Origin of the sequence: Streptomyces globisporus C-1027, assembly GCF_000261345.2 — a bacterium.
In the GTDB taxonomy this organism is placed as follows: domain Bacteria; phylum Actinomycetota; class Actinomycetes; order Streptomycetales; family Streptomycetaceae; genus Streptomyces; species Streptomyces pakalii.
This window is the reverse complement of the sequence record NZ_CP013738.1, coordinates 5454022-5473050: the sequence shown is the minus strand read 5'-3', so window position 1 is coordinate 5473050 and position 19029 is coordinate 5454022. Positions and strand designations below refer to the sequence as shown.

Annotated in this window: 17 protein-coding genes and 2 pseudogenes; 9 read left to right on the top strand and 10 right to left on the bottom strand. The window is 71.4% G+C overall.

The annotated features are described in order from the left end of the window. Positions 1-236: 236 nt before the first annotated feature. A complete protein-coding gene (locus tag WQO_RS24270; protein WP_010061476.1) occupies positions 237-1490 on the bottom strand; it encodes an NAD(P)-dependent malic enzyme in 1254 nt (417 codons plus the stop codon). A gap of 524 nt (positions 1491-2014) precedes the next feature. Here WQO_RS24270 and WQO_RS24265 point away from each other — a divergent pair. The 3 genes from WQO_RS24265 to WQO_RS24255 are packed head-to-tail and all read left to right on the top strand — an operon-like array spanning position 2015 to position 4735. After that, positions 2015-2977, top strand: a complete 963-nt coding sequence (locus tag WQO_RS24265) for an ABC transporter substrate-binding protein (RefSeq protein ID WP_010061477.1) — start codon at positions 2015-2017, stop codon at positions 2975-2977. A 28-nt stretch (positions 2978-3005) separates the two neighbouring features. Further along, positions 3006-3974, top strand: a complete 969-nt coding sequence (locus WQO_RS24260) for an amino acid ABC transporter permease (protein WP_010061478.1) — start codon at positions 3006-3008, stop codon at positions 3972-3974. Beyond that, on the top strand, positions 3971-4735 hold the full coding sequence (locus WQO_RS24255; protein WP_010061480.1) for an amino acid ABC transporter ATP-binding protein: 765 nt from the start codon (positions 3971-3973) through the stop codon (positions 4733-4735). The genes WQO_RS24260 and WQO_RS24255 overlap by 4 nt, the downstream gene beginning before the upstream one ends. A gap of 76 nt (positions 4736-4811) precedes the next feature. Here the strand turns inward: WQO_RS24255 and WQO_RS24250 are convergent, their stop codons facing one another. Then, positions 4812-5573, bottom strand: a complete 762-nt coding sequence (locus WQO_RS24250; protein WP_010061481.1) for a class I SAM-dependent methyltransferase — start codon at positions 5571-5573, stop codon at positions 4812-4814. 100 nt (positions 5574-5673) lie between these two features. Here WQO_RS24250 and WQO_RS24245 point away from each other — a divergent pair, with 100 nt between their 5' ends. Next, on the top strand, positions 5674-6294 hold the full coding sequence (locus WQO_RS24245; protein ID WP_010061482.1) for a CGNR zinc finger domain-containing protein: 621 nt from the start codon (positions 5674-5676) through the stop codon (positions 6292-6294). Here the strand turns inward: WQO_RS24245 and sodX are convergent. Next, positions 6207-6704, bottom strand: a complete 498-nt coding sequence (gene sodX, locus WQO_RS24240) for a nickel-type superoxide dismutase maturation protease (protein WP_029182364.1) — start codon at positions 6702-6704, stop codon at positions 6207-6209. The genes WQO_RS24245 and sodX overlap by 88 nt on opposite strands. 121 nt (positions 6705-6825) lie before the next feature. Between sodX and sodN the strand changes: the two genes are divergently transcribed. Beyond that, positions 6826-7221, top strand: a complete 396-nt coding sequence (gene sodN / locus WQO_RS24235) for a superoxide dismutase, Ni (RefSeq protein ID WP_003966342.1) — start codon at positions 6826-6828, stop codon at positions 7219-7221. Between the two features lie 122 nt (positions 7222-7343). Here the strand turns inward: sodN and WQO_RS24230 are convergent, their stop codons facing one another. Continuing rightward, positions 7344-8465 carry a hypothetical protein gene (locus WQO_RS24230; protein ID WP_032748634.1) on the bottom strand — a complete coding sequence of 374 codons (1122 nt, stop codon included), beginning with the start codon at positions 8463-8465 and terminating at the stop codon, positions 7344-7346. 116 nt (positions 8466-8581) lie between these two features. Continuing rightward, positions 8582-10072, bottom strand: a complete 1491-nt coding sequence (locus WQO_RS24225) for a SulP family inorganic anion transporter (RefSeq protein ID WP_029182365.1) — start codon at positions 10070-10072, stop codon at positions 8582-8584. Positions 10073-10500: 428 nt separating this feature from the next. Between WQO_RS24225 and WQO_RS24220 the strand changes: the two genes are divergently transcribed. Then, a complete protein-coding gene (locus WQO_RS24220) occupies positions 10501-10920 on the top strand; it encodes a MerR family transcriptional regulator (RefSeq protein ID WP_029182366.1) in 420 nt (139 codons plus the stop codon). A 90-nt stretch (positions 10921-11010) separates the two neighbouring features. On the opposite strand, the gene WQO_RS24215 is transcribed toward WQO_RS24220, so the two are convergent. Then, positions 11011-12054, bottom strand: coding sequence for a saccharopine dehydrogenase family protein (locus WQO_RS24215; protein WP_010061487.1), 1044 nt, complete (start codon positions 12052-12054; stop codon positions 11011-11013). Between the two features lie 136 nt (positions 12055-12190). Here WQO_RS24215 and WQO_RS24210 point away from each other — a divergent pair, with 136 nt between their 5' ends. From WQO_RS24210 to WQO_RS24200, 3 genes and pseudogenes are all read left to right on the top strand, one after another. After that, positions 12191-13126, top strand: coding sequence for a helix-turn-helix domain-containing protein (locus WQO_RS24210; protein ID WP_058954084.1), 936 nt, complete (start codon positions 12191-12193; stop codon positions 13124-13126). Between the two features lie 145 nt (positions 13127-13271). Next, positions 13272-14143, top strand: a pseudogene (locus tag WQO_RS24205) (alpha/beta fold hydrolase). Between the two features lie 178 nt (positions 14144-14321). Further along, positions 14322-14991: pseudogene (locus WQO_RS24200) on the top strand (alpha/beta hydrolase); the annotation flags it as partial. A gap of 96 nt (positions 14992-15087) precedes the next feature. Here the strand turns inward: WQO_RS24200 and WQO_RS24195 are convergent. The 4 genes from WQO_RS24195 to WQO_RS24180 all read right to left on the bottom strand — a co-directional run bounded on the left by WQO_RS24195 (position 15088) and on the right by WQO_RS24180 (position 19022). Beyond that, on the bottom strand, positions 15088-15969 hold the full coding sequence (locus tag WQO_RS24195) for an SDR family oxidoreductase (protein WP_010061493.1): 882 nt from the start codon (positions 15967-15969) through the stop codon (positions 15088-15090). Further along, a complete protein-coding gene (locus WQO_RS24190; protein ID WP_010061494.1) occupies positions 15966-16325 on the bottom strand; it encodes a DUF952 domain-containing protein in 360 nt (119 codons plus the stop codon). The genes WQO_RS24195 and WQO_RS24190 overlap by 4 nt, the downstream gene beginning before the upstream one ends. A gap of 33 nt (positions 16326-16358) precedes the next feature. Beyond that, entirely contained in the window at positions 16359-17876 is a 1518-nt protein-coding gene (locus WQO_RS24185; RefSeq protein ID WP_237274160.1) for a choice-of-anchor A family protein, read from the bottom strand. A gap of 147 nt (positions 17877-18023) precedes the next feature. Beyond that, positions 18024-19022 carry an NAD-dependent epimerase/dehydratase family protein gene (locus tag WQO_RS24180; protein WP_237274159.1) on the bottom strand — a complete coding sequence of 333 codons (999 nt, stop codon included), beginning with the start codon at positions 19020-19022 and terminating at the stop codon, positions 18024-18026. Positions 19023-19029: the final 7 nt, after the last annotated feature.

The window sequence follows — 19029 nt, the reverse complement described above, 5'->3', positions numbered from 1 at the left end:
GCCCCTGCGGCGATTAAGCCGCACCACTGAGCCCCTCCGGCGTTTGAGCCGCACCAACCCGGCCCCTCCGGCGATTGAGGAGCGGGGTCCGGGGCAGCGCCCCGGGGGCTCCGCCCCCCAGACCCCCGCTGCTCAATCGCCGCAGGGGCTTGGGGTGATCGCCGCAAGGCGGAAACGCGAGGGCGGGGCCCGTACAAGTACAGGCCCCGCCCATCACGCACCGCTCGGCAACAACCTCAGCGCCGAGCCACACCCTCAGCCCGCGCGGCGGCGGCCACCGCGGCGGTGACCGCCGGCGCGACCCGCTCGTCGAACGGGGACGGGATCACGTAATCCGCCGCCAGCTCGTCACCGACCACGTCGGCCAGCGCGTTCGCCGCGGCGATCTTCATGCCCTCCGTGATCCGGGAAGCCCGCACCTGGAGCGCACCCGCGAAGATCCCCGGGAACGCCAGCACGTTGTTGATCTGGTTCGGGAAGTCGGACCGCCCGGTCGCCACGACGGCCGCGTACTTGTGCGCGACCTCCGGGTGGACCTCCGGATTCGGGTTGGCCATCGCGAAGACGTACGCACCGGGGGCCATCGAGGCCACCGCCGCCTCCGGGACCGTACCGCCGGAGACGCCGATGAAGACGTCCGCACCGGCGAGCGCCTGCTCCAGCGAGCCGGAGAGACCCGCCCGGTTCGTCAGCTCCGCCAGCTCGCGCTTGACCTCGGTGAGGTCGTCGCGGTCGCGGCTGACGATGCCCTTGCGGTCGGCCACCGCGATGTCGCCGATCCCCGCCTCCAGCAGGAACTTGGCGATGGCCACGCCCGCCGCGCCCGCGCCGGAGATGACGCCGCGCAGATCGCCGAGCGTCCGCCCGGAGAGCTTCGCGGCGTTGCGCAGGGCGGCGAGGGTGACGACCGCGGTGCCGTGCTGGTCGTCGTGGAAGACCGGGATGTCCAGCCGCTCCTGGAGCTTGCGCTCGATCTCGAAGCAGCGGGGCGCCGAGATGTCCTCCAGGTTGACCCCGCCGAAGGAGGGGGCGAGCCGCACGACGGTGTCGACGATCTCGTCGGCGTCGGTGGTCGCGAGCGCGATCGGCACCGCGTCGACGCCGCCGAACTGCTTGAAGAGGATGGCCTTGCCCTCCATCACGGGGAGGGACGCCTCGGGCCCGATGTCGCCGAGGCCGAGCACGGCGGTGCCGTCCGTCACGACGGCCACGACCTGCGACTTCCAGGTGTAGTCGTGGACGAGCTCGGGCTGGGCGGCGATGGCGCTGCACACTTTCGCCACACCCGGTGTGTACGCCAGGGAAAGGTCGTCCTTGTCCCGGATCGGGACGGTGGCCTGCACGGCCATCTTCCCGCCCCGGTGGAGGGCGAAGGCCGGATCGAAGGGCTCGTCGGCCCCCGTGTCCGCCGCGCTCGTGCGCTCGATGCCACGGTCGGTGGCGCTGTCGACGGTGCTGTCGCTGCGAGGATTGACGATCTCCGCTGCCATGGTGTTGACCCCTTAAGTCTTCATCGTTTGAGGGTGGCCACTCCTGGTTGAGGAGGGGTGGGCGGGCACCGCGTACGTGCCCCGCACCGAGCGGTTGGCCCGCCCCGGCAGGGAGAGGTACGTACGCGCGGGCGCGCCGCACACGCGCCCTGAGCCCCGGATGAGGGGTGTAAACGTCTTTCTTACCGGACGAACGGTGTTACGGACGAGTCCATATCGACGCGGTGACGTGACTCATAGTCGAATATCTGGACAAGTCGGCAAACCGGCATAAATGCCGTCCACCAGTCGAGACGTGCCGAAGATTCTCCGGCGTGAGGAATGAATCCCCACAGAAGGTCCGGTCCCGAGGTACCGGCCGTTGATGTTCGGGGGTCGCCCGTTATCCGATTTTGACATGGCAGGACCCCTGAATGGGCCAGTCCGAATGGCAGGATGCCGTCATCACACAAGGTGGCGACACTCGAAGGTGCGTGCCAAGCCGCCCACCAGCACCTCACCCTCACCTGCCGGAGGATCCCGACATGACCGCAAGCATCACGCGTCGCACGACCGCGAAGTCCCGGATTGCGGCGATCGGCGCCATCGCGGTCGCCGGCTCCCTGCTGCTCACCGCCTGTGGCGACCAGACCGACAGCTCGTCCCAGGAGAGCGGCAGCGGCAAGGAGACCAAGAGCGGCGCTCCGCTCTTCGCGAAGCTGCCGGAGAAGTACCAGAAGTCCGGTGTGATCAAGGTCGGCACGAATGCCGAATACGCCCCGATGGAGTCCGTGGAGAACGGGAAGATCGTGGGTGTCGACCCCGATCTGGCCGACGCGCTCGGCAAGCAGCTCGGCGTGAAGTTCGAGTTCACCTCGGGTTCCTTCGACGGCCTCATCACCGCCCTGAACTCCGGCCGCCACGACATCGCCATGTCGTCCATCACGGACAACAAGCAGCGCCAGGAGGGCCTGGACGACGCCGGCAAGAAGCTGGGTCCGGGCGTCGACTTCGTCGACTACTTCCTCGCGGGTACGGCCGTGTACACCAAGAAGGGCAACCCGCAGAACATCAAGTCCATCGAGGACCTGTGCGGGAAGCGCGCGGCGGTGCAGCGCGGCACCACGTACGAGGAGGCCCTCAAGAAGCAGTCGAAGGCCTGTACGGACGGCGGCGAGAAGGCCATCACGATCGAGCCCTTCGAGAACGACACCGAGGCCCAGACCCGCGTGAAGTCCGGCGGTGCGGTCGCCGGCGTCAACGACTACCCGGTCGCGGTCGACCTGGCCCGCAAGGCCGACGGCGGCAACGCGTTCGAGGTCGTGGGCGAGCAGGTCGACGCCGGCCCGTTCGGTATCGCCGTCAAGAAGGGCAACACCGGCCTGCGCGACGCCCTGAAGGAGGCCGTCGACGCGATCATCGCCGACGGTTCGTACCAGAAGGTGCTCGACAAGTGGGGCGCCGGTACGGGAGCGATCGACAAGGCCGCCGTCAACGGCGGCAAGTGACCGGACGCTTCACCGAAGGGCAGTCACGATGACTGACAAGTTCGACAAGACACCCGCCGCCTCACCGGCCGGCCAGGTGTCCGTCTCCAAGGCCGCCACCACGGCCCCGGAGAACATCAAGGCCATTCCCGTCCGCCATGTCGGCCGTTGGATCAGCGGCGTCGTGGTGATCGGCCTCCTCGTCGCCCTGGGGTACGCCTTCTCGCAGGGCAACATCCAGTGGCAGGCCGTCGGCGACAAGCTGTTCGACAGCAACGTCGTCGCCGGTGCGGGCCGCACCCTGCTGATCAGCGTCCTCGCGATGGTGCTCGGCGTGGTCCTCGGCGTCGTGCTCGCCGTGATGCGGCTGTCGAAGAACCCGGTCACCAGCTGGGTGGCCTGGCTGTACATCTGGTTCTTCCGGGGCACCCCGGTCTACGTACAGCTGCTGCTCTGGTTCAACCTGGCGCTGATCTTCCCGGTCCTGAACATCCCGTTCATCTACAAGGACGAGATGACGGACGTCATGACCCCGTTCATGTGCGCCCTGCTGGGCCTCGCGCTGAACGAGGCCGCCTACATGGCGGAGATCTGCCGCGCGGGCATCCAGTCCGTCGACGAGGGCCAGACCGAGGCCTCGCACGCGCTGGGCATGACCCAGGCGAAGACCATGCGCCGCGTGGTCCTCCCGCAGGCGCTGCGGGTGATCATCCCGCCGACCGGCAACGAGTTCATCAACATGCTGAAGACCTCGTCGCTCGTCTACGCGGTGACGTACAACGAACTGCTCCGCTCCACCTCGCAGATCGGCTCCACGTCGTACGCCGTGATGGAGATGCTGTTCGTCGCGTCCATCTGGTACATCGTGATGACCAGCGTGTTCAGCGTCGGCCAGTACTACCTGGAGCGCCGCTTCGCCCGCGGCTCGCTGCGCTCGCTGCCGCTCACGCCGCTGCAGCGCATCAAGGTCAACCTCGCCGCGTTCAGCAACCGGCCCTCCGGAGGTGTCTCCGCATGACCACCCCCATGGTGAAGGCCGAGGGCGTCCACAAGTCCTTCGGCGCCGCCCACATCCTCAAGGGCATCGACCTGGAGGTCGCCCCGCGTGAGGTGTTCTGCCTGATCGGCCCGTCGGGCTCCGGCAAGTCGACCTTCCTGCGGTGCATCAACCACCTGGAGAAGATCAACGCCGGCCGGCTCTCGGTCGACGGCGAGCTGGTCGGCTACCGGCAGAAGGGCGACAAGCTCTACGAGCTGAAGGACAGCGAGGTCGCGCTCCAGCGCCGGGACATCGGCATGGTCTTCCAGCGCTTCAACCTGTTCCCGCACATGACGGCCATCGAGAACGTCATGGAGGCGCCGATCCAGGTCAAGGGCGAGGCCAAGGCCGTGGCCCGGGCCCGCGCCGAGAAGCTGCTGGACCGGGTCGGCCTCGCCGACAAGGCGAAGAACTACCCCTCGCAGCTCTCCGGCGGCCAGCAGCAGCGCGTGGCGATCGCCCGCGCGCTGGCGATGGAGCCGAAGCTGATGCTCTTCGACGAGCCGACCTCCGCTCTCGACCCGGAGCTGGTGGGTGACGTCCTGGACGTCATGCGGGGCCTCGCCGAGGACGGTATGACGATGATCGTCGTCACCCATGAGATGGGCTTCGCCCGCGAGGTGGGCGACGCGCTGGTCTTCATGGACGACGGCGTGGTGGTCGAGTCGGGCCACCCGCGCGAGGTGCTGGGCAACCCGCAGCAGGACCGGACGAAGTCGTTCCTGTCGAAGGTGCTGTAGCGACGGCCTGAGGGCACGTACGGGAGAGGGCGGTACGGACACGGGTCCGTACCGCCCTCTTTCTTGCTTGCGCGCCCTACTTCACCGCGAGGACGAGGCTGTCCGAGGGGGACGCCCAGACCGCGCGGGCCTCACCGAAACCGGAGGCCAGCAGCGTACGGGCGTGCCAGTCGGCGGAGGGCATGTCGCCGTCCGCGTGCTCGCCGTAGATCGCGAACCGCTCGGCGGTGGGTGCGGCGAGGACGGGGTCCTTCGCGGCGACGGCCCACCACTCCGCCCAGTCCAGGGCGCCCGCGGCCTTGGCCCGGTCCATCGCGGCGTGCCGGTGGGCGCGCTCGGCGGCGTTGATCCGCGGGGTGGCCGGGTCGATGGTGCGGTCGGCGTTCATGAAGACCCCGCCATCCCGGACGAGCCCGCCGAGCTGCCCGTACAGGACGGCCAGCGGCTCACTGTGCAGCCAGTGCAGAGCGGTGGCGGTGAGGACCGCGTCGTACGAGGTGTGCGGCAGCCGCTCGGTCCAGTCCGGGTCCTTCAGGTCGGCGGTGACGAAGGTGACCCGGTCGTCGCCGTCGAAGGTGCCGCGGGCGATGGTGAGCAGCGCGGGGTCGAGATCGACGCCGGTACTCGTGGCGTTCGGGAACCGCTTGAGGAGCCGGTCCGTAATACTTCCCGTACCGCACGCGAGGTCGAGGATCCTCGGTTCCGGTCCGACGACCGCCTCGACCATGTCCAGCATCACCCGGAACCGCTCCTCGCGGTCGGGCATGTACCACTCCTGCTGCCGGTCCCAGCTCTCCTGCCAGGACTGCCAGTCGGTGCCCGTAGCCGTCTCCGTCACGCCAACCTCCGCATCAAGCCCGCTGTAATACCCATTAACCCAAGTCGGCCATTACACTGGTCGATGCCCAGACTCTAGCCCGACGCCGTAAGGACTACAAGTGGATCTGGCCTCTTACTCGGACTACGCCGTGCGCCTGGTCAACACCGAGGAGCCGGCCCGCAGCAAGGACACGCTCACCTCCGTCGAGGCGGTCCGGGAGCTGTTCGGCGGCAGCCAGCAGGCGGCGCGACGGGCGACGGAGGCGGACGTGACCCGGTTCCGTTCCGTACGGGCCCGGCTGCGCGCGGTCTTCGAGGCGGCCGACGACGGCGACGAGACGCTCGCGGTCGACCTGCTGAACTCGCTGCTGCTGGAGTTCCCGGTGAGCCCGCAGATCTCGGGGCACGACTTCCGGGACGAGGACGGCAGGCCGGACTGGCACATGCACCTGGCCGACCACCCGTCGAACGCGACCGCGGGCTATGCGGCCATCGCGGCGATGGGTCTGGCCTTCCATCTCACCGGGCACGGCGTGGACCGGCTCGGCCTGTGCGAGGCGGCCCCCTGCCGCAACGCGTACCTGGACACCTCCACCAACCGGTCCCGGCGCTACTGCTCGGACCGCTGCGCGACACGCGCGAACGTGGCCGCCTACCGGGCCCGCAAGCGCGAGGAGGCCGAACGCACCGGCCGCAGCGCGGAGGCCGCCCAGCCCAGCACCGCCGTCACCGACCGCTGACCCTTCGCCAGGGGCCGGTAGCGGGCCCGCACCCGGGCCAGCACGAGTTCCTCGGGCACGACCCCGTAATCCGTGCTGTCCCCGCCCGCGAAGGTGTTGTCGCCCCGCACCCACCAGCCGCCGGGCCGTCGCTCGACGGCCCGTTTGACCACCAGCAGGTCCTGCTGGAAGGGGTGCCGCAGGATGACCACGTCACCGGGGCGGACGAGCACGCCGTACTGCACGAGCAGCAGATCGCCGTGGTAGAGCGTGGGCACCATCGAAGGGCCCGTCACCTCCACCACCCGCAACGGACGCCGCGTCACCCGCCCGCCCCCGGACACCTGTCGCCGCTCCGGCATCTGCGCCACCGCCCGTTCCTCCTCCTGCACCGTCCCGTAGGACACCCTTCCGCCGACCGCCCCGTACATTCGGCCGACGGCCCGATTCTCACACCGGACTTTTGACCTAAGCCCCTGGGGCAGCCACGGAAAGCGGCGCTCCACGGAGTAATGTCCCACCTGAGAAGACGATCACGAGGAGGACAGCTCCATGCTTTCCCGCCTGTTTGCCCCCAAGGTGAAGGTCAGCGCCCACTGCGACCTGCCCTGCGGCGTGTACGACCCGGCCCAGGCCCGCATCGAGGCCGAGTCGGTCAAGGCCGTCCAGGAGAAGTACCAGGCCAACGAGGACGCGGACTTCCGCACCCGCGCCGTCCTGATCAAGGAGCAGCGCGCCGAGCTCGCGAAGCACCACGTCTCGGTGCTCTGGAGCGACTACTTCAAGCCCCCGCACTTCGAGAAGTACCCGGAGCTGCACCAGCTCATCAACGACACCCTGAAGGCGCTCTCCGCGGCCAAGGGCTCGAACGACCCGAAGACGGGCCAGAAGGCGCTGGACCTGATCGCCGAGGTCGACCGGATCTTCTGGGAGACCAAGAAGGCCTGATCTGGTTGGGCCGTCTGACCTGCGGTTTCGCCGGTCAGGCTTCCTACCGGTCCGCACCCGGTCCGCAGGCCGCCGAAAACGGCGGCCATGGCGGGCCGGGGTGCGGTGCTTCCTGGCTCTGTTCACGGGCCGACCGCCTGCACGAGGTCAGGCGAGGTGTCGTGGCCAAGGTTCTCGAGGATCGCGCGCAGCCACGGGCTGCGCGCGGCCGGCAGCCGGACCAGGGTGCGCTCGAACGTTGGCCGGTCGACCCGGAACGGACGGCACGGGAGCAGGGGGAGCGGGTCGTCGCGGAGTTCGTCGCGCGGCATGCGGCCCGATGCCGGAACCGGCAGGTAGGGCGGGGGCGAGACCAGCGACAGCCACACCCCCAGCGGCAGGGGCACCAGACGGGCCGAGGCGGTCGGGCCCTCCGGGGTCCAGGTCCGGCCCGTCCGAGGATGGACCGGTACGAGGAGGATGTCGGCGTCCGCGCCGGGCGATGGCAGTTCAGGTCCGGCCAGAACGGCACGCCGCTTCGGAGCAGCTGCGGGCAGCAGGGCGTCGAGCGCCCGCTGGAACACGTCCGTCGCCACACCGTCGGGGACCTTCACCGGCCGCCCCTGGGAGGCCACCAGCAGATGCGCGAGCGCGTGTCCGGCCGCCGCCTCCCACCGCGGGCTCCACGACCAGTAGTGGTCCGTCCCCGACAGCCCGCCCCACGTGGCGATCGGCTCGAACAGGGGCGTCGCCTCCTCCGTCTCCGCCGGCTCGGCCCACGAGAGGGGCGCGGGGCGGGGGCCGTCGACGGGGACGCGGTGCACGGCGTCCGAGCCGAGCCGTACCGCCTGCCAGAGCGAGCAGTCGTCGACGCGGGTCGCCACGGGCGCATCGCAGGCCCCGCAGGCCATGTTGGGCCCGTCGGCTCCGTCGAGGCCGCAGCAGGAACCACCGCGCTTCTCGGGGATCAGCCGGGTTCCGCGCACATCACCGGGCGCGATGACGACGGCCCCGGGTGCGGCGTCGGACAAGGCGCGGACGGGTGCGTGGATTCCGCGCGCCTCCGCCTCGCCCGGTTCGGTCTCGTCCCACATCCGCCACGGCCCGCCCCAGGGCTCCGGGTCCTCGGCGAACGTCCCTGCCCTCATGAGCACCGGAAGCTGGACCCCGTTCCCGTACGACTGATGGGTGTGAACCGGAAGGGCGACCTGGGACAGCGGGGTGGTCAACTCGGCGCCGCATCCGGCACACACGAAAACGAACAAACATCCTCCGTCCGGGAAACGGACGCATTCTCGCAGCTCACCGGCGGCCGGCCAATGTGTTTACTCCTCGCCGGGCGGGTGGGGCCGGGGTCCTGACGAGTGGATCGTGGGGCCGGTCAGTGACCGGCGGTCAGTTCGCCGCTGAGCTTGCCGTGCAGATGGGCGCTCGGGGTGTTGAGCCCGATGATCTCCACGGTCTTGCCGCGCCGGGCGTACTTCGTCTCGATCGCGTCGAGGGCGGCGACGGAGGAGGCGTCCCAGATGTGCGTCGAGCTCAGGTCGATGACCACCTTGTCCGGGTCGGTGGCGTAGTCGAACCGGCCCACCAGGTCGTTGGAGGAGGCGAAGAACAGCTCGCCGGTGACCCGGTAGACCACCGTCCGGCCGTCGGGATCGACGACGGCGGTCACCTCGGCGAGGTGGGCGACCCGCTTGGCGAAGATGACCATGGCCGTGACGGAGCCCAGGACGACGCCGACGGCGAGGTTGTGGGTGGTGACGACTGCGGCGACGGTGATGGCCATGACGGCGATCTCACCCGCCGGCATCCGCCGGAGAGTCTTCGGGGCGATGGAGTGCCAGTCGAAGGTCGCGAACGACACCATGACCATGACGGCGACCAGGGCAGCCATGGGGATGTCGGAGACGACCGGGCCGAAAGCGATGCAGAGCACCATCAGGAACGCCCCGGCGAGGAAGGTCGAGAGCCGGGTGCGGGCGCCCGACACCTTCACGTTGATCATCGTCTGGCCGATCATGGCGCAGCCGCCCATGCCGCCGAAGAAGCCGGTGACGATGTTGGCGATGCCCTGACCGATGGACTCGCGCGTCTTGTTCGAGTGGGTGTCGGTGATGTCGTCGACCAGCTTGGCCGTCATCAGCGACTCCATCAGGCCGACCAGCGCCATCGCGAACGCGTACGGGGCGATCGTCGTCAGCGTGTCGAGCGTGAACGGAACGTCCGGCAGGCCCGGCACGGGCAGGGAGGAGGGCAGTTCACCCTTGTCGCCCACGGTCGGCACCGCGATGGCCGCGCCGACGGTGATCACGGTGAGGATGACGATGGAGACCAGCGGCGCCGGAATCACCGTGGTGACCTTCGGGAAGAACACCATGAGCGCCAGACCGGCGGCGATCAGTGGATAGACGGCCCAGGGGACATCGCGCATCTCCGGGATCTGGGCCATGAAGATCAGGACGGCGAGGGAGTTGACGAAACCGACCATCACCGAGCGCGGGATGAACCGCATCAGTTTCGCCACGCCCAGCGCGCCCAGAACGACCTGGAGGACGCCGGCGAGGACAACAGCGGCGACGAGGTAGCCGAAGCCGTGCTCCCGGTTCAGCGGTGCGATCACCAGGGCGACGGCGCCGGTGGCGGCGGAGATCATCGCCCGACGGCCCCCGACGATCGAGATGACGACAGCCATGGTGAAGGAAGCGAAGAGACCGATCGCCGGATCCACGCCCGCGATGATCGAGAACGAGATGGCCTCGGGGATCAGCGCGAGGGCGACGACCAGACCGGCCAGGACCTCCGTACGCCAGACCTTCGGGTCGGAGATCCAGTCGGGCTTCAGGCCGCGCAGGCGCGCGGCCGGGGACAGAGCAGGGATGGCAGAAGGCAAGGGACAAGGAACCTGTCGTGCTCGGGCACACCCTGGTCGGCAGCGAGGGACGTGCGAGAGGGAGCGGAGCAGCCGGGACGGCACTCCGCGGCCGGCGCCGCGTGGCGTACGGAGCCGGAAGTCGAGGGGGATGAAGCCGCAACGGCCGCCGACGCGGCCAGGCTCACGTACGGGGACGAAGCATCACGGCGGGCAGACAGCGGCGCCGAGCGCCATGGACTCGCGCACGCGTCTCTCCTGCGAGAATCGATACTCAGCCGGGGCACCATCGGCCCGGGCACAACAACAGCGGGGCCGCGCGACGCCGCCCTCACACCAACAACTCTACCCTAACGTTAGGGTAGAGTTCGGCGGTGCTCGTCCGGGGTGAGGCCGCTGACAAGGCGAAGGGCCAGGGGATCACGGGCGTGGACGGCAAGCACATGCAGATCGGCGAGGTCGCCGCACGGACCGGGCTTTCCCTGCGCACCATCCGCCACTACGAGGAGACCGGGCTCGTCACCCCCTCCGCACGGTCCCAGGGCGGCTTCCGCCTCTACACCGAGACCGATGTCGCCCGCCTCATGGTCATCCGGCGGATGAAGCCCCTCGGCTTCACCCTCGACCAGATGCGTGACCTGCTGGACGCCACCGATCGCCTCGACGCCGACGCCGACGCCGCTCCCGGCGCCGAGGAGCGTGAAGCCCTCCTGGAGCGCGTCCGCGCCTACCAGCGGGAAGCCGCCGCTCAGGTCGAGAAGCTCCGCATGCAGCTCTCCCGCGCCGAAGACTTCGAGGGCACCCTGCGCGCCCGCCTGGAGCAGAACGCACACACCGCCCGGGGCTGACGACGTCTCCCGCACGGGTCGGCCGTCGGACGCGGTCTTCCGACCCACGGGCGGGCCGGGTGCGACTCCCGGTGCGCGGGCGGGCGCGGGTCAGGCGCCGGCCGTGCCCGGGTGCAGGTCGAGAGCGATGTGCGGCTCCAGTGCGCGCAGGAAGTCAGGAGCGTCGAAGATCTCGCCGGCGGGGACGACGCCGAGCGACCTGGTCCGGCCGGTGAGGACGCGGTCGAGGGCCTCGGCGACCAGGGGCGCGGTGACGGCGTAGATGTCCTGGCCGCTCGCGGTGGCCCGGCGTTCGGTGTCGCCGCGGCGGACGACGGCGTCGACGAGGAAGGTCTGGTCCGAGCGGCCGCTCTCGTCCGCGGCAGCGGGGGCCTGCGTGTCGGGTGAGACGACGTCCCGGGCGGCCTCGGCGCTCATGTACGTGGTCACATCGGAAATCACGAGGTGCTGGGGGACCGTGACGACGTCCGCCATCGTGAACTCCCCGATGACGGGCCGCCGGCCCACCGGTTCGGGAAACGTCCATTCCAGGGCGGGCGCGGCGTCGGTACGGCGCTCCCACTTCCCGCCCCGGTAGCGGAGGCGGTGGTCTCCGCGCCGCTCGCGGGAGACCGCGCCCGACAACCGGGTTCCGGCAGTGGGGTGCCAACTGCTGAGCGCGTAGGCGATGTGGGCCTCGCCGGCCTCGGTCCAGTCGCCCATCGCCGCCGTGACCAGCAGATCGCCGAGCCCGCCGAAGAAGGCCATGGCCGGAACGATCAGCGCACCCTCCTCCAGAGCCCGTTCGCGGTACTGGCCGAAGGTGTCGAGGTTGGCCTCCAGCTCGGCGGCCACGTCCAGGTAGGGGATCTTCGCGCGGAGCGCGGCCTCGATCACGGGGCCGGTGGTCGAGGCGAAGGGACCGGCGCAGTTGATGACCGCCACCACGCCCGCCAGGGCCCGGTCCAGCGAGGCCGGATCGCCGACCGACGCCGCCCGGGCCGTCCAGCCGTGGTCGAGGGCCAGCTTCTCCAAGGCCTGCGCGTTGCGCCCGGACGGCACCGGGGCGTATCCACGTGCGGCCAGCTCCGCCACCACGAATCGGCCCGTGTGACCGTACGCTCCGAACACCGCCACCGGCTGACCCGACCCCATGGGACTCCCCCTCGTCGTTGACCTGCTCCGACACCCGCCGCAGTGGTGGGCCGCCGCGGCTTGACACCACTCATCCTGGTCGCGGTCCGCCTCTCACGCGAGCGTCGGAAACGACAGACCCCGTACAGTTTCCGACATGCCCTCCGTCGCCCTGGCCGTCGCCGACGGCGTCCTGCACTACGAACTGTCCGTGGCCGTCGAGGTGTTCGGGGCCGACCTGGCCCACATCGTGGACCCCTGGTACGACTTCACTCTCTGCGGGAGCGCCCCGGTGCGGGTCGACCGCTTCCGCCTGGAACCCGATCACGGGCTCGACCACCTCGCGCGCGCCGACACGGTGATCGTCCCCGGCTGGGCCGACACCGACCGCGAACCGCCCGCCGAGCTGGTCGACGCGGTGCGTGCGGCCCACACGGCGGGCGCGCGGATGGCGTCCCTGTGCACGGGCGCCTTCGTCCTGGGTGCGGCGGGGCTGCTGGACGGGAGGCGCGCCACCACCCACTGGGGCCACACCCGGGAGCTGGCCCGGCGCCACCCGGCAGCCACCGTCGACCCGGACGTCCTCTACGTGGACAGCGGCGATGTGCTCACGTCCGCGGGCAAGGCCGCCGCCATGGACCTGTGCCTGCACCTGGTCCGGCTCGACCACGGCTCGGCGATCGCCAACAGGATCGCCCGGCGCCTGGTCGTCCCGCCGCACCGCGACGGCGGCCAGGCCCAGTTCATCACCACTCCGGTCCCCACGCCGGGCGGCCATCCGCTGAGCGATCTCTTCCCGTGGGTGCTGGAGCGGCTGGACCAGCCGCTCACCGTGGAGGATCTGGCCCACCGGGCCGGGATGAGCTCGCGCCACCTCGCCCGCCATTTCAAGCACCTGACCGGCACCACTCCCCTGCAGTGGCTGCACGCCCAACGCATCCGCCACGCGCAGGAGTTGCTGGAGACGACCGACGCCGGGGTGGACACCGTCGCCGCGGCCGCCGGCATGGGCACGGCCACCACCCTGCGCCGCCACTTCCAGCGCAGCGTGGGCGTCCCGCCGGACACCTACCGCCGCACCTTCCGCTCCTGAAGCACCCACCGGATCCGTCAAGTCCACCAGATCCACCGGCCTCGCCCTTCCGCTGGCCCCGGGGTCGAGGATGGGCTACTCTGCACGGACATAGCGAGACGAGACGTCTCGTCTAAGCATTCATCGCCGAACAGTGAGGTCCACCATGGAACGCTTCGTCGATGCCGCCCCCGGCGTCCGCCTCTGGGCCGAGGAGCGCGGTCGTCCGGACGCGCCCGTCCTGCTCCTGGCCATGGGTGCGCAGGCGTCCGGGCTCGGCTGGCCCGACGAGTTCGTCGAGCTGCTGGCCGTACGGCACCGGGTGATCCGGTACGACCATCGGGACACCGGCCGCTCCACCGCCTCCTTCGATGAACAGCCCTACCCCCTCACCGCGTTGGCCGAGGACGCCGTCGCCGTGCTGGACGCGTTCGGTGCGGAGGCGCGCATGTGGTGGGGATGTCGATGGGCGGCATGCTCACGCAGTTGCTCGTCGCCGACCACCCCGAGCGGCTGCTCAGCGCCACCGTCATCGGGACGAACGCGCTCAGCTCGACGCCGTACGTCGCGCCGGACGGCCGCCGCGTCCCCCCGGAGGAGCTGCCCGGCGTCTCCCCGGAGCTGATGGAGCTGTGGTCGCGGCCCGTCGAGGACCGGGGGCCGGAGGCGGAGCTGGAACGGCGCGTCGAGCACTGGCGGGTGCTCGGCGGCGACCTGATCCCGTTCGACGCCGCGTACGCCCGGGAGCTGGAGCGCCGGATCATCGCGCACACCGGCCACCACCACGCCGGGACCGCCCACGCCCGCGCCGACTACTCCGGCATGGAGCGCACCGAGCAGCTCGCCGCCACCGAGGTGCCCACGCTGATCACCTCGGCGCCCGCCGAGCCGGTCGCCCCTGCCCCGCACGCCGAGCACCTCGCCCAGGTCATCCGAGGCGCCCGGCTCGTCGAGATCCCCGGCATGGGGCACGCCCTGCCCCGCGAGGTCCACGCCCCGCTCGCCGCCGCGATCCTGGACCACACGGGCCGGAGCTGACGGCACGCCATTTCCCCCGGGCGTACGACCCTGAGCTGACGCCGCGCCGGATGCCCCGCGTCATACCTGGGAGCCACCCCGCAGGTGCACTCCTCAGCGGGACGCCGACTACCGTCCCCCGGTCATAACTTCTGTACCGGAAGCAAGCATTGGCCCTGGTACGGAAGGACCTCACCCCATGGCGGACCGCCCGCGCAGACCCCGTCTGCGCCGCACCCTGCTCGCCGCCCTCGTCACCTTCGCGGTGGCCGTGCCGGTGTCCGGAGCGGCCCGGCCCGAGGCCGTGCCCGCCCCCGCGCCCACTGTTCTCGGGCCACTGCGGGACGCGAGCCGGGCGGCGCTGGAGGAGCGGTGCGGTCAGCCGGAGCGACATCCGGGCGGCCGGACGGGCGGCGGACGCGCACGGGGACCGGACGCGGGCGGACTCGCTGCGGGCGATGGCCTCGGCAGGGCGGCAGTTCCTGTCCTTCGACGGGCGGGACGGCGGCCGGAGCGTGGAGGTCGTGGGCGAGCTGTCCTCGGCCCGGCGGATCGCGGACCTGGTGCCGGGGGCCGGTGTCGGCCTGGACGCGTACGGGCGGCTCCGGCGCGACGCGACCGCCCTGCGCGAGGAGTTGGGCGAGGGCGCGGCCGTCCTCGTCTGGCAGGGCCACCGCGCCCCCGCCACCGTCAGCCCGGCCGCCCTGACGACCGGGCGCGCCGACGAGGCCGCGCCGGGGCTGCGCGCCCTGGTGGGCGAGGTGCGCGCGGTCCGGCCCGCCACCCGGATCACCCTGCTCTGCCACTCGTACGGTTCCGTGATCTGCGCCCGATCCGCCTCCGGGGCGGTGACGACGGGATCGCCCGGGTGTGAACAGAACGTCCTCGCCCACCGTCTGCTGACGGAGAGCGAGGGCAGTCCGTGGAAGCACATCCCGTGGCGGTGAGCCCCGGCGAACCGCCGGTCAGCCGCCGGGGAGCAGATGGCGGTAGCTGTCCGGGTTCTCCACCAGGAACTGGGCGAAGCTCTGCGCCGGGCGCCCGGTGAGGGTGGGCACCGCGTCGGAGACGGCGGCCAGTTCGCCGCTCGCGATGGCCTCGTACGAGGTGACCCAGCCGGCCACCTCCCAGTCCTCGGCCCCGTAGCAGGCCCGGGAGGCGTAGGCCTCCTCCCGGGTCTCGGGGACGTAGACGACGGGCCGCCCGGTGACCCGGCTCAGCTCGTCGGCGGCCTCGGCGAGGGTGAACGCCTCGGGGCCGGTGAGGTCGTAGACCCGGTCGTCGTGGTCCGTGCCCTCGTCCAGCAGCACGGCCGCCGCCGCGTCGGCGATGTCCTCGTGGGCGACGGCCGCCACCCGCCCGTCGCCGCCGGGTCCACGCAGGACGCCGTCGGTCCCGGTCATCGCGGGCAGCCCCGCGAGGTACCAGTTGTCCCGCAGGAAGGTGTGGCGGATCTCGGCCGTACGGATGTGGGCCTCGGTGTCCCAGTGGTCGCGGGCGAAGGTGAACGTGGCGTCGGGGGCGGCGCCTTGGAAGGAGACGTACACGATCCGCTCCACCCCCACGGCCACGGCGGCGTCGATCGCGGTGGTGTGCTCGCGGACCCGGTGGGGGCTTTCGTGGGCGGAGACCAGGAACAGGGTGTGGGCTCCGTCGAGGGCCCGGCGCATGGCCTCCCCGTCGCCGTAGGGGGCGGCGGGCGCATGGTCGGCGCCGGGCACGTCGGGAAGCCGGGCGGGGTCGCGGCCGAGGAGCCGTACGGGGACGCCGGTCCGGGCCAGCCGTCGGGCGACCCGGCCGCCGACCGCTCCGCTCGCTCCGGTCACCGCGGTGAGGGGGCCGATCACTGGGGTTCGTCTTCCTCTCGTCGGTCGTGGTACCAGTCGTCAAGGGGCCGCACCTGGACGACCGCGCTCACGGGAAGCGGTCCGTACAGGTGCGGGAACTCCTCGCCGCCGGGCTTCATCGCCTCGAACCGGACGGGGGCGGCGAGGCGCGCGGGGTCGACGACCAGGACCACGAGGTCCCGGTCGTCGCCTCCGTACAGCATCCGTGCCACACCGGGGAGTTGGTGGGGCAGCGAGAGGTGGATGAAGCCCTCCTCCTGGAGGGTGCGGCCGCGGGTGGACATCTCGTACGTCCCTGTCCCCCGGGCCGCCTCCCACAGAGGTGCTTCGGCGAGGTGCAGCAGCGGTTCGGTCATCGAACCACGCTAACGGGCACGGCCGCGTGCCGGTCAGTAGGTGCGGCGACGAGCCCTGCGCGTGGCCACGAGGACCGTACCGCCGGCGGCCACCAGCGCTGCCGCGATGGACCCGATGATCCATTCGCCGCCCCGGGAGCCGGTGTCGGGCAGCTCACCCGGGTGGCTCGGCGAGTGCGTGGGGCGGGGCGAGTGGTGGGTGGGGGTCGGCGTCGGCTCGGTGGGGGACGCGGACGGCTCGGTCGGGGTGGGGTCGGTGGGGGTGGGCGTCGGGTCCGTCGGGGACGGAGTGGGGTCCGTGGGCGTCGGGGTCGGGTCGGTCGGGGACGGCGTGGGATCCGTGGGCGTCGGCGTGGGATCCGTGGGCGTCGGCGTCGGGTGCGTCGGCGTGGGCGTGGGATCCGTCGGGGACGGCGTCGGATCCGTGGGCGTCGGCGTCGGGTCCGTCGGCGTGGGCGTGGGATCCGTCGGGGTCGGTGTGGGTTCCGGTGCACACGACGGCAGGTCCCCGTCGAAGGGGTACGCGTGGATCTCCTGGCCGCCCGACTGGCCCTGCGAGGTGTGGGTGAGCGAACCCGCCGTGTAGAAGCGGCCGTTGGTCCCGCTCATGCTGAGCACCGTGGAGCTGGCCGGCTGGCCGACCAGGATGCTGCCCTCGAACTGCGCCGGGCCGGTCAGCGACAGAGCGGTGGCGTCCGGGAAGTTCCACAGCAGGTTCTCGCGGAGGCCCTCGTTGGGGAACGAGCCCATGAACGTGGCGACGCTGCGGGTGCTGCCGTACACGTTGACCAGGACGGTCGCGCCCTCGGGGATCCCGTTGAAGACGAACCCCGTGTTGCCGCCCGTCTCGGACTCCAGGTCCGCGTCCACGTCGAAGATCTGGATCGCGGAGGTGCCGTCGCCGGTGAAGGTCATGAGGTCGCCGACCTGCTGCCAGGTGCCCGTCGCCTCCCGGTGCTCGTCGCCGTCGTAGGCGTAACACCGGCTGGCTTCGGTGAGCTGCGGGCGCAGCTGCGTGTACGGGGCGGCCGCGTCCGCGTCGAAGCGCGGGGCGGTGGTGGGGTTCACCGTGCCGGTGAGCGCCCCGGCGTACGCGACGCGGCCGGAGTGCTCGCCCTCCTCGGCGAGGAGGCGCTGACCGTCGGCGATGGTGATGTCCCCGCCCGTCGTCAGATAGTCGGAGCCGTCCGGCGGCGGCACCCGCGAACCGACCCCCGCGATGCCGACGTTGTAGATCTGCGAGACCCCCTCCCGCTTGTTCATGTCGAACTCGCCGAGGGTGACGACCTTGCCCTCCGCCTCGGCCGCCGCCTCGCGGACCAGGAAGTCCCCGCCGACGAAGACGTTGATGTTGCTGTCGAATCCGACGACCGGGCCGTTGTTGGGGTCGTTCCAGCTGGGCGGGCAGGAGCTGCCGAGGCAGGGTCCCAGTCCGCCCGGCAGCGGATCGGCACCCGCGGCCGGGGCCAGCACGCCCACCATCGCCGCGGCCGTGGCCACTGTCACTGCTGCCCGGATTGCGTTGCCGCGCCTGCGCGCCTTCTGTTCCATGCCGCGCAATATGCATGGTCATCACTTTGTCGTTTTGTATGACACGCCGCTCTTGCGCCGTTACGTAGGCCTATGGGTGGTTTCTTCGCGCGACACGCACACGGGAGCGGTGTGTCCGAGCGGCGGAGTGGCAGAGCGCAGCAGCCGTCAGAGCGCCAGCAGCTTCGCCTCCAGCTCGGGGTCGAGGCCGACGGCCGGGCGGTCGGGGCGCTGGGGTGCCGTGCCGCCGAGCGCGCGCAGCCAGCCCCAGGTGTCCGTGACGGTCTCGTCCACCGGGCGGCAGCGCAGCCCCGCCGCGTATGCCTTGGTGTGGTCGCCGCGGTGCATCGTGTCGTGCAGCTCGCCCGGCGGCAGCCAGATCGGCAGGTCGCTCCAGGGCTCGGCGCCGGCGGCCCGCAGGACCTCCGGATCCGTCCAGCGCAGTTCGGCGTCGGAGCCGGTGGCCCGTACGCAGGCTTCCAGCAGCTCGCCCATGGTCGCGTGGCCGGGGCGGCTGACGGTGTTGTACGGGCCGTTCAGCCCGACCGCCGCCGCGTCCAGGATCCACTCCGCCAGGTCCCGGACGTCGATGTACTGGAGCTCGGCATCGGGCCGGCCCGGGGCGATCACCGGTCCGCCGCGGGCGATCCGCGACAGCCACCAGGGAAGCCGGCCGATGTTCTCCCCGGGGCCGATGATCAGCCCGGCCCGTGCCAGCAGGGCCCGGTCCCCGAAGGCGTCGAGGGCGGCCAGCTCGCCGCCGCGCTTGGCCCGGTCGTACGGCACGTCCTCGCCGTCGTCGGGCGAGGCGCCGGTGACCAGCGGGCCGTTCTCGTCGAGTCCGGGAGCGGCCGGGTAGGCGTACACCGAGCGGCTGGAGACGTAACTGAAGCGCCCGGCCCGGCCGGACAGCAGGCGGGCGGCGTCCCGGACGGCCGCCGGGGCACCGCTCCAGGTGTCGACGACCAGGTCCCAGTCCTGCCGGCTCTCCGCCAGCGCCGCGAGCCCCCGCCCGCCCGCGGTCCGGTCCCCGGTCAGCGCGCTCACGCCGGGCGGCGGCGCGTGGCGGCCGCGGTGGAACACCGTGACGTCCCAGCCCCGCTCCAGCGCCGCGTCGGTGACGGCCCGCCCGACGAACTCCGTACCGCCCAGCATCAGAAGCCTCATGGGCCGA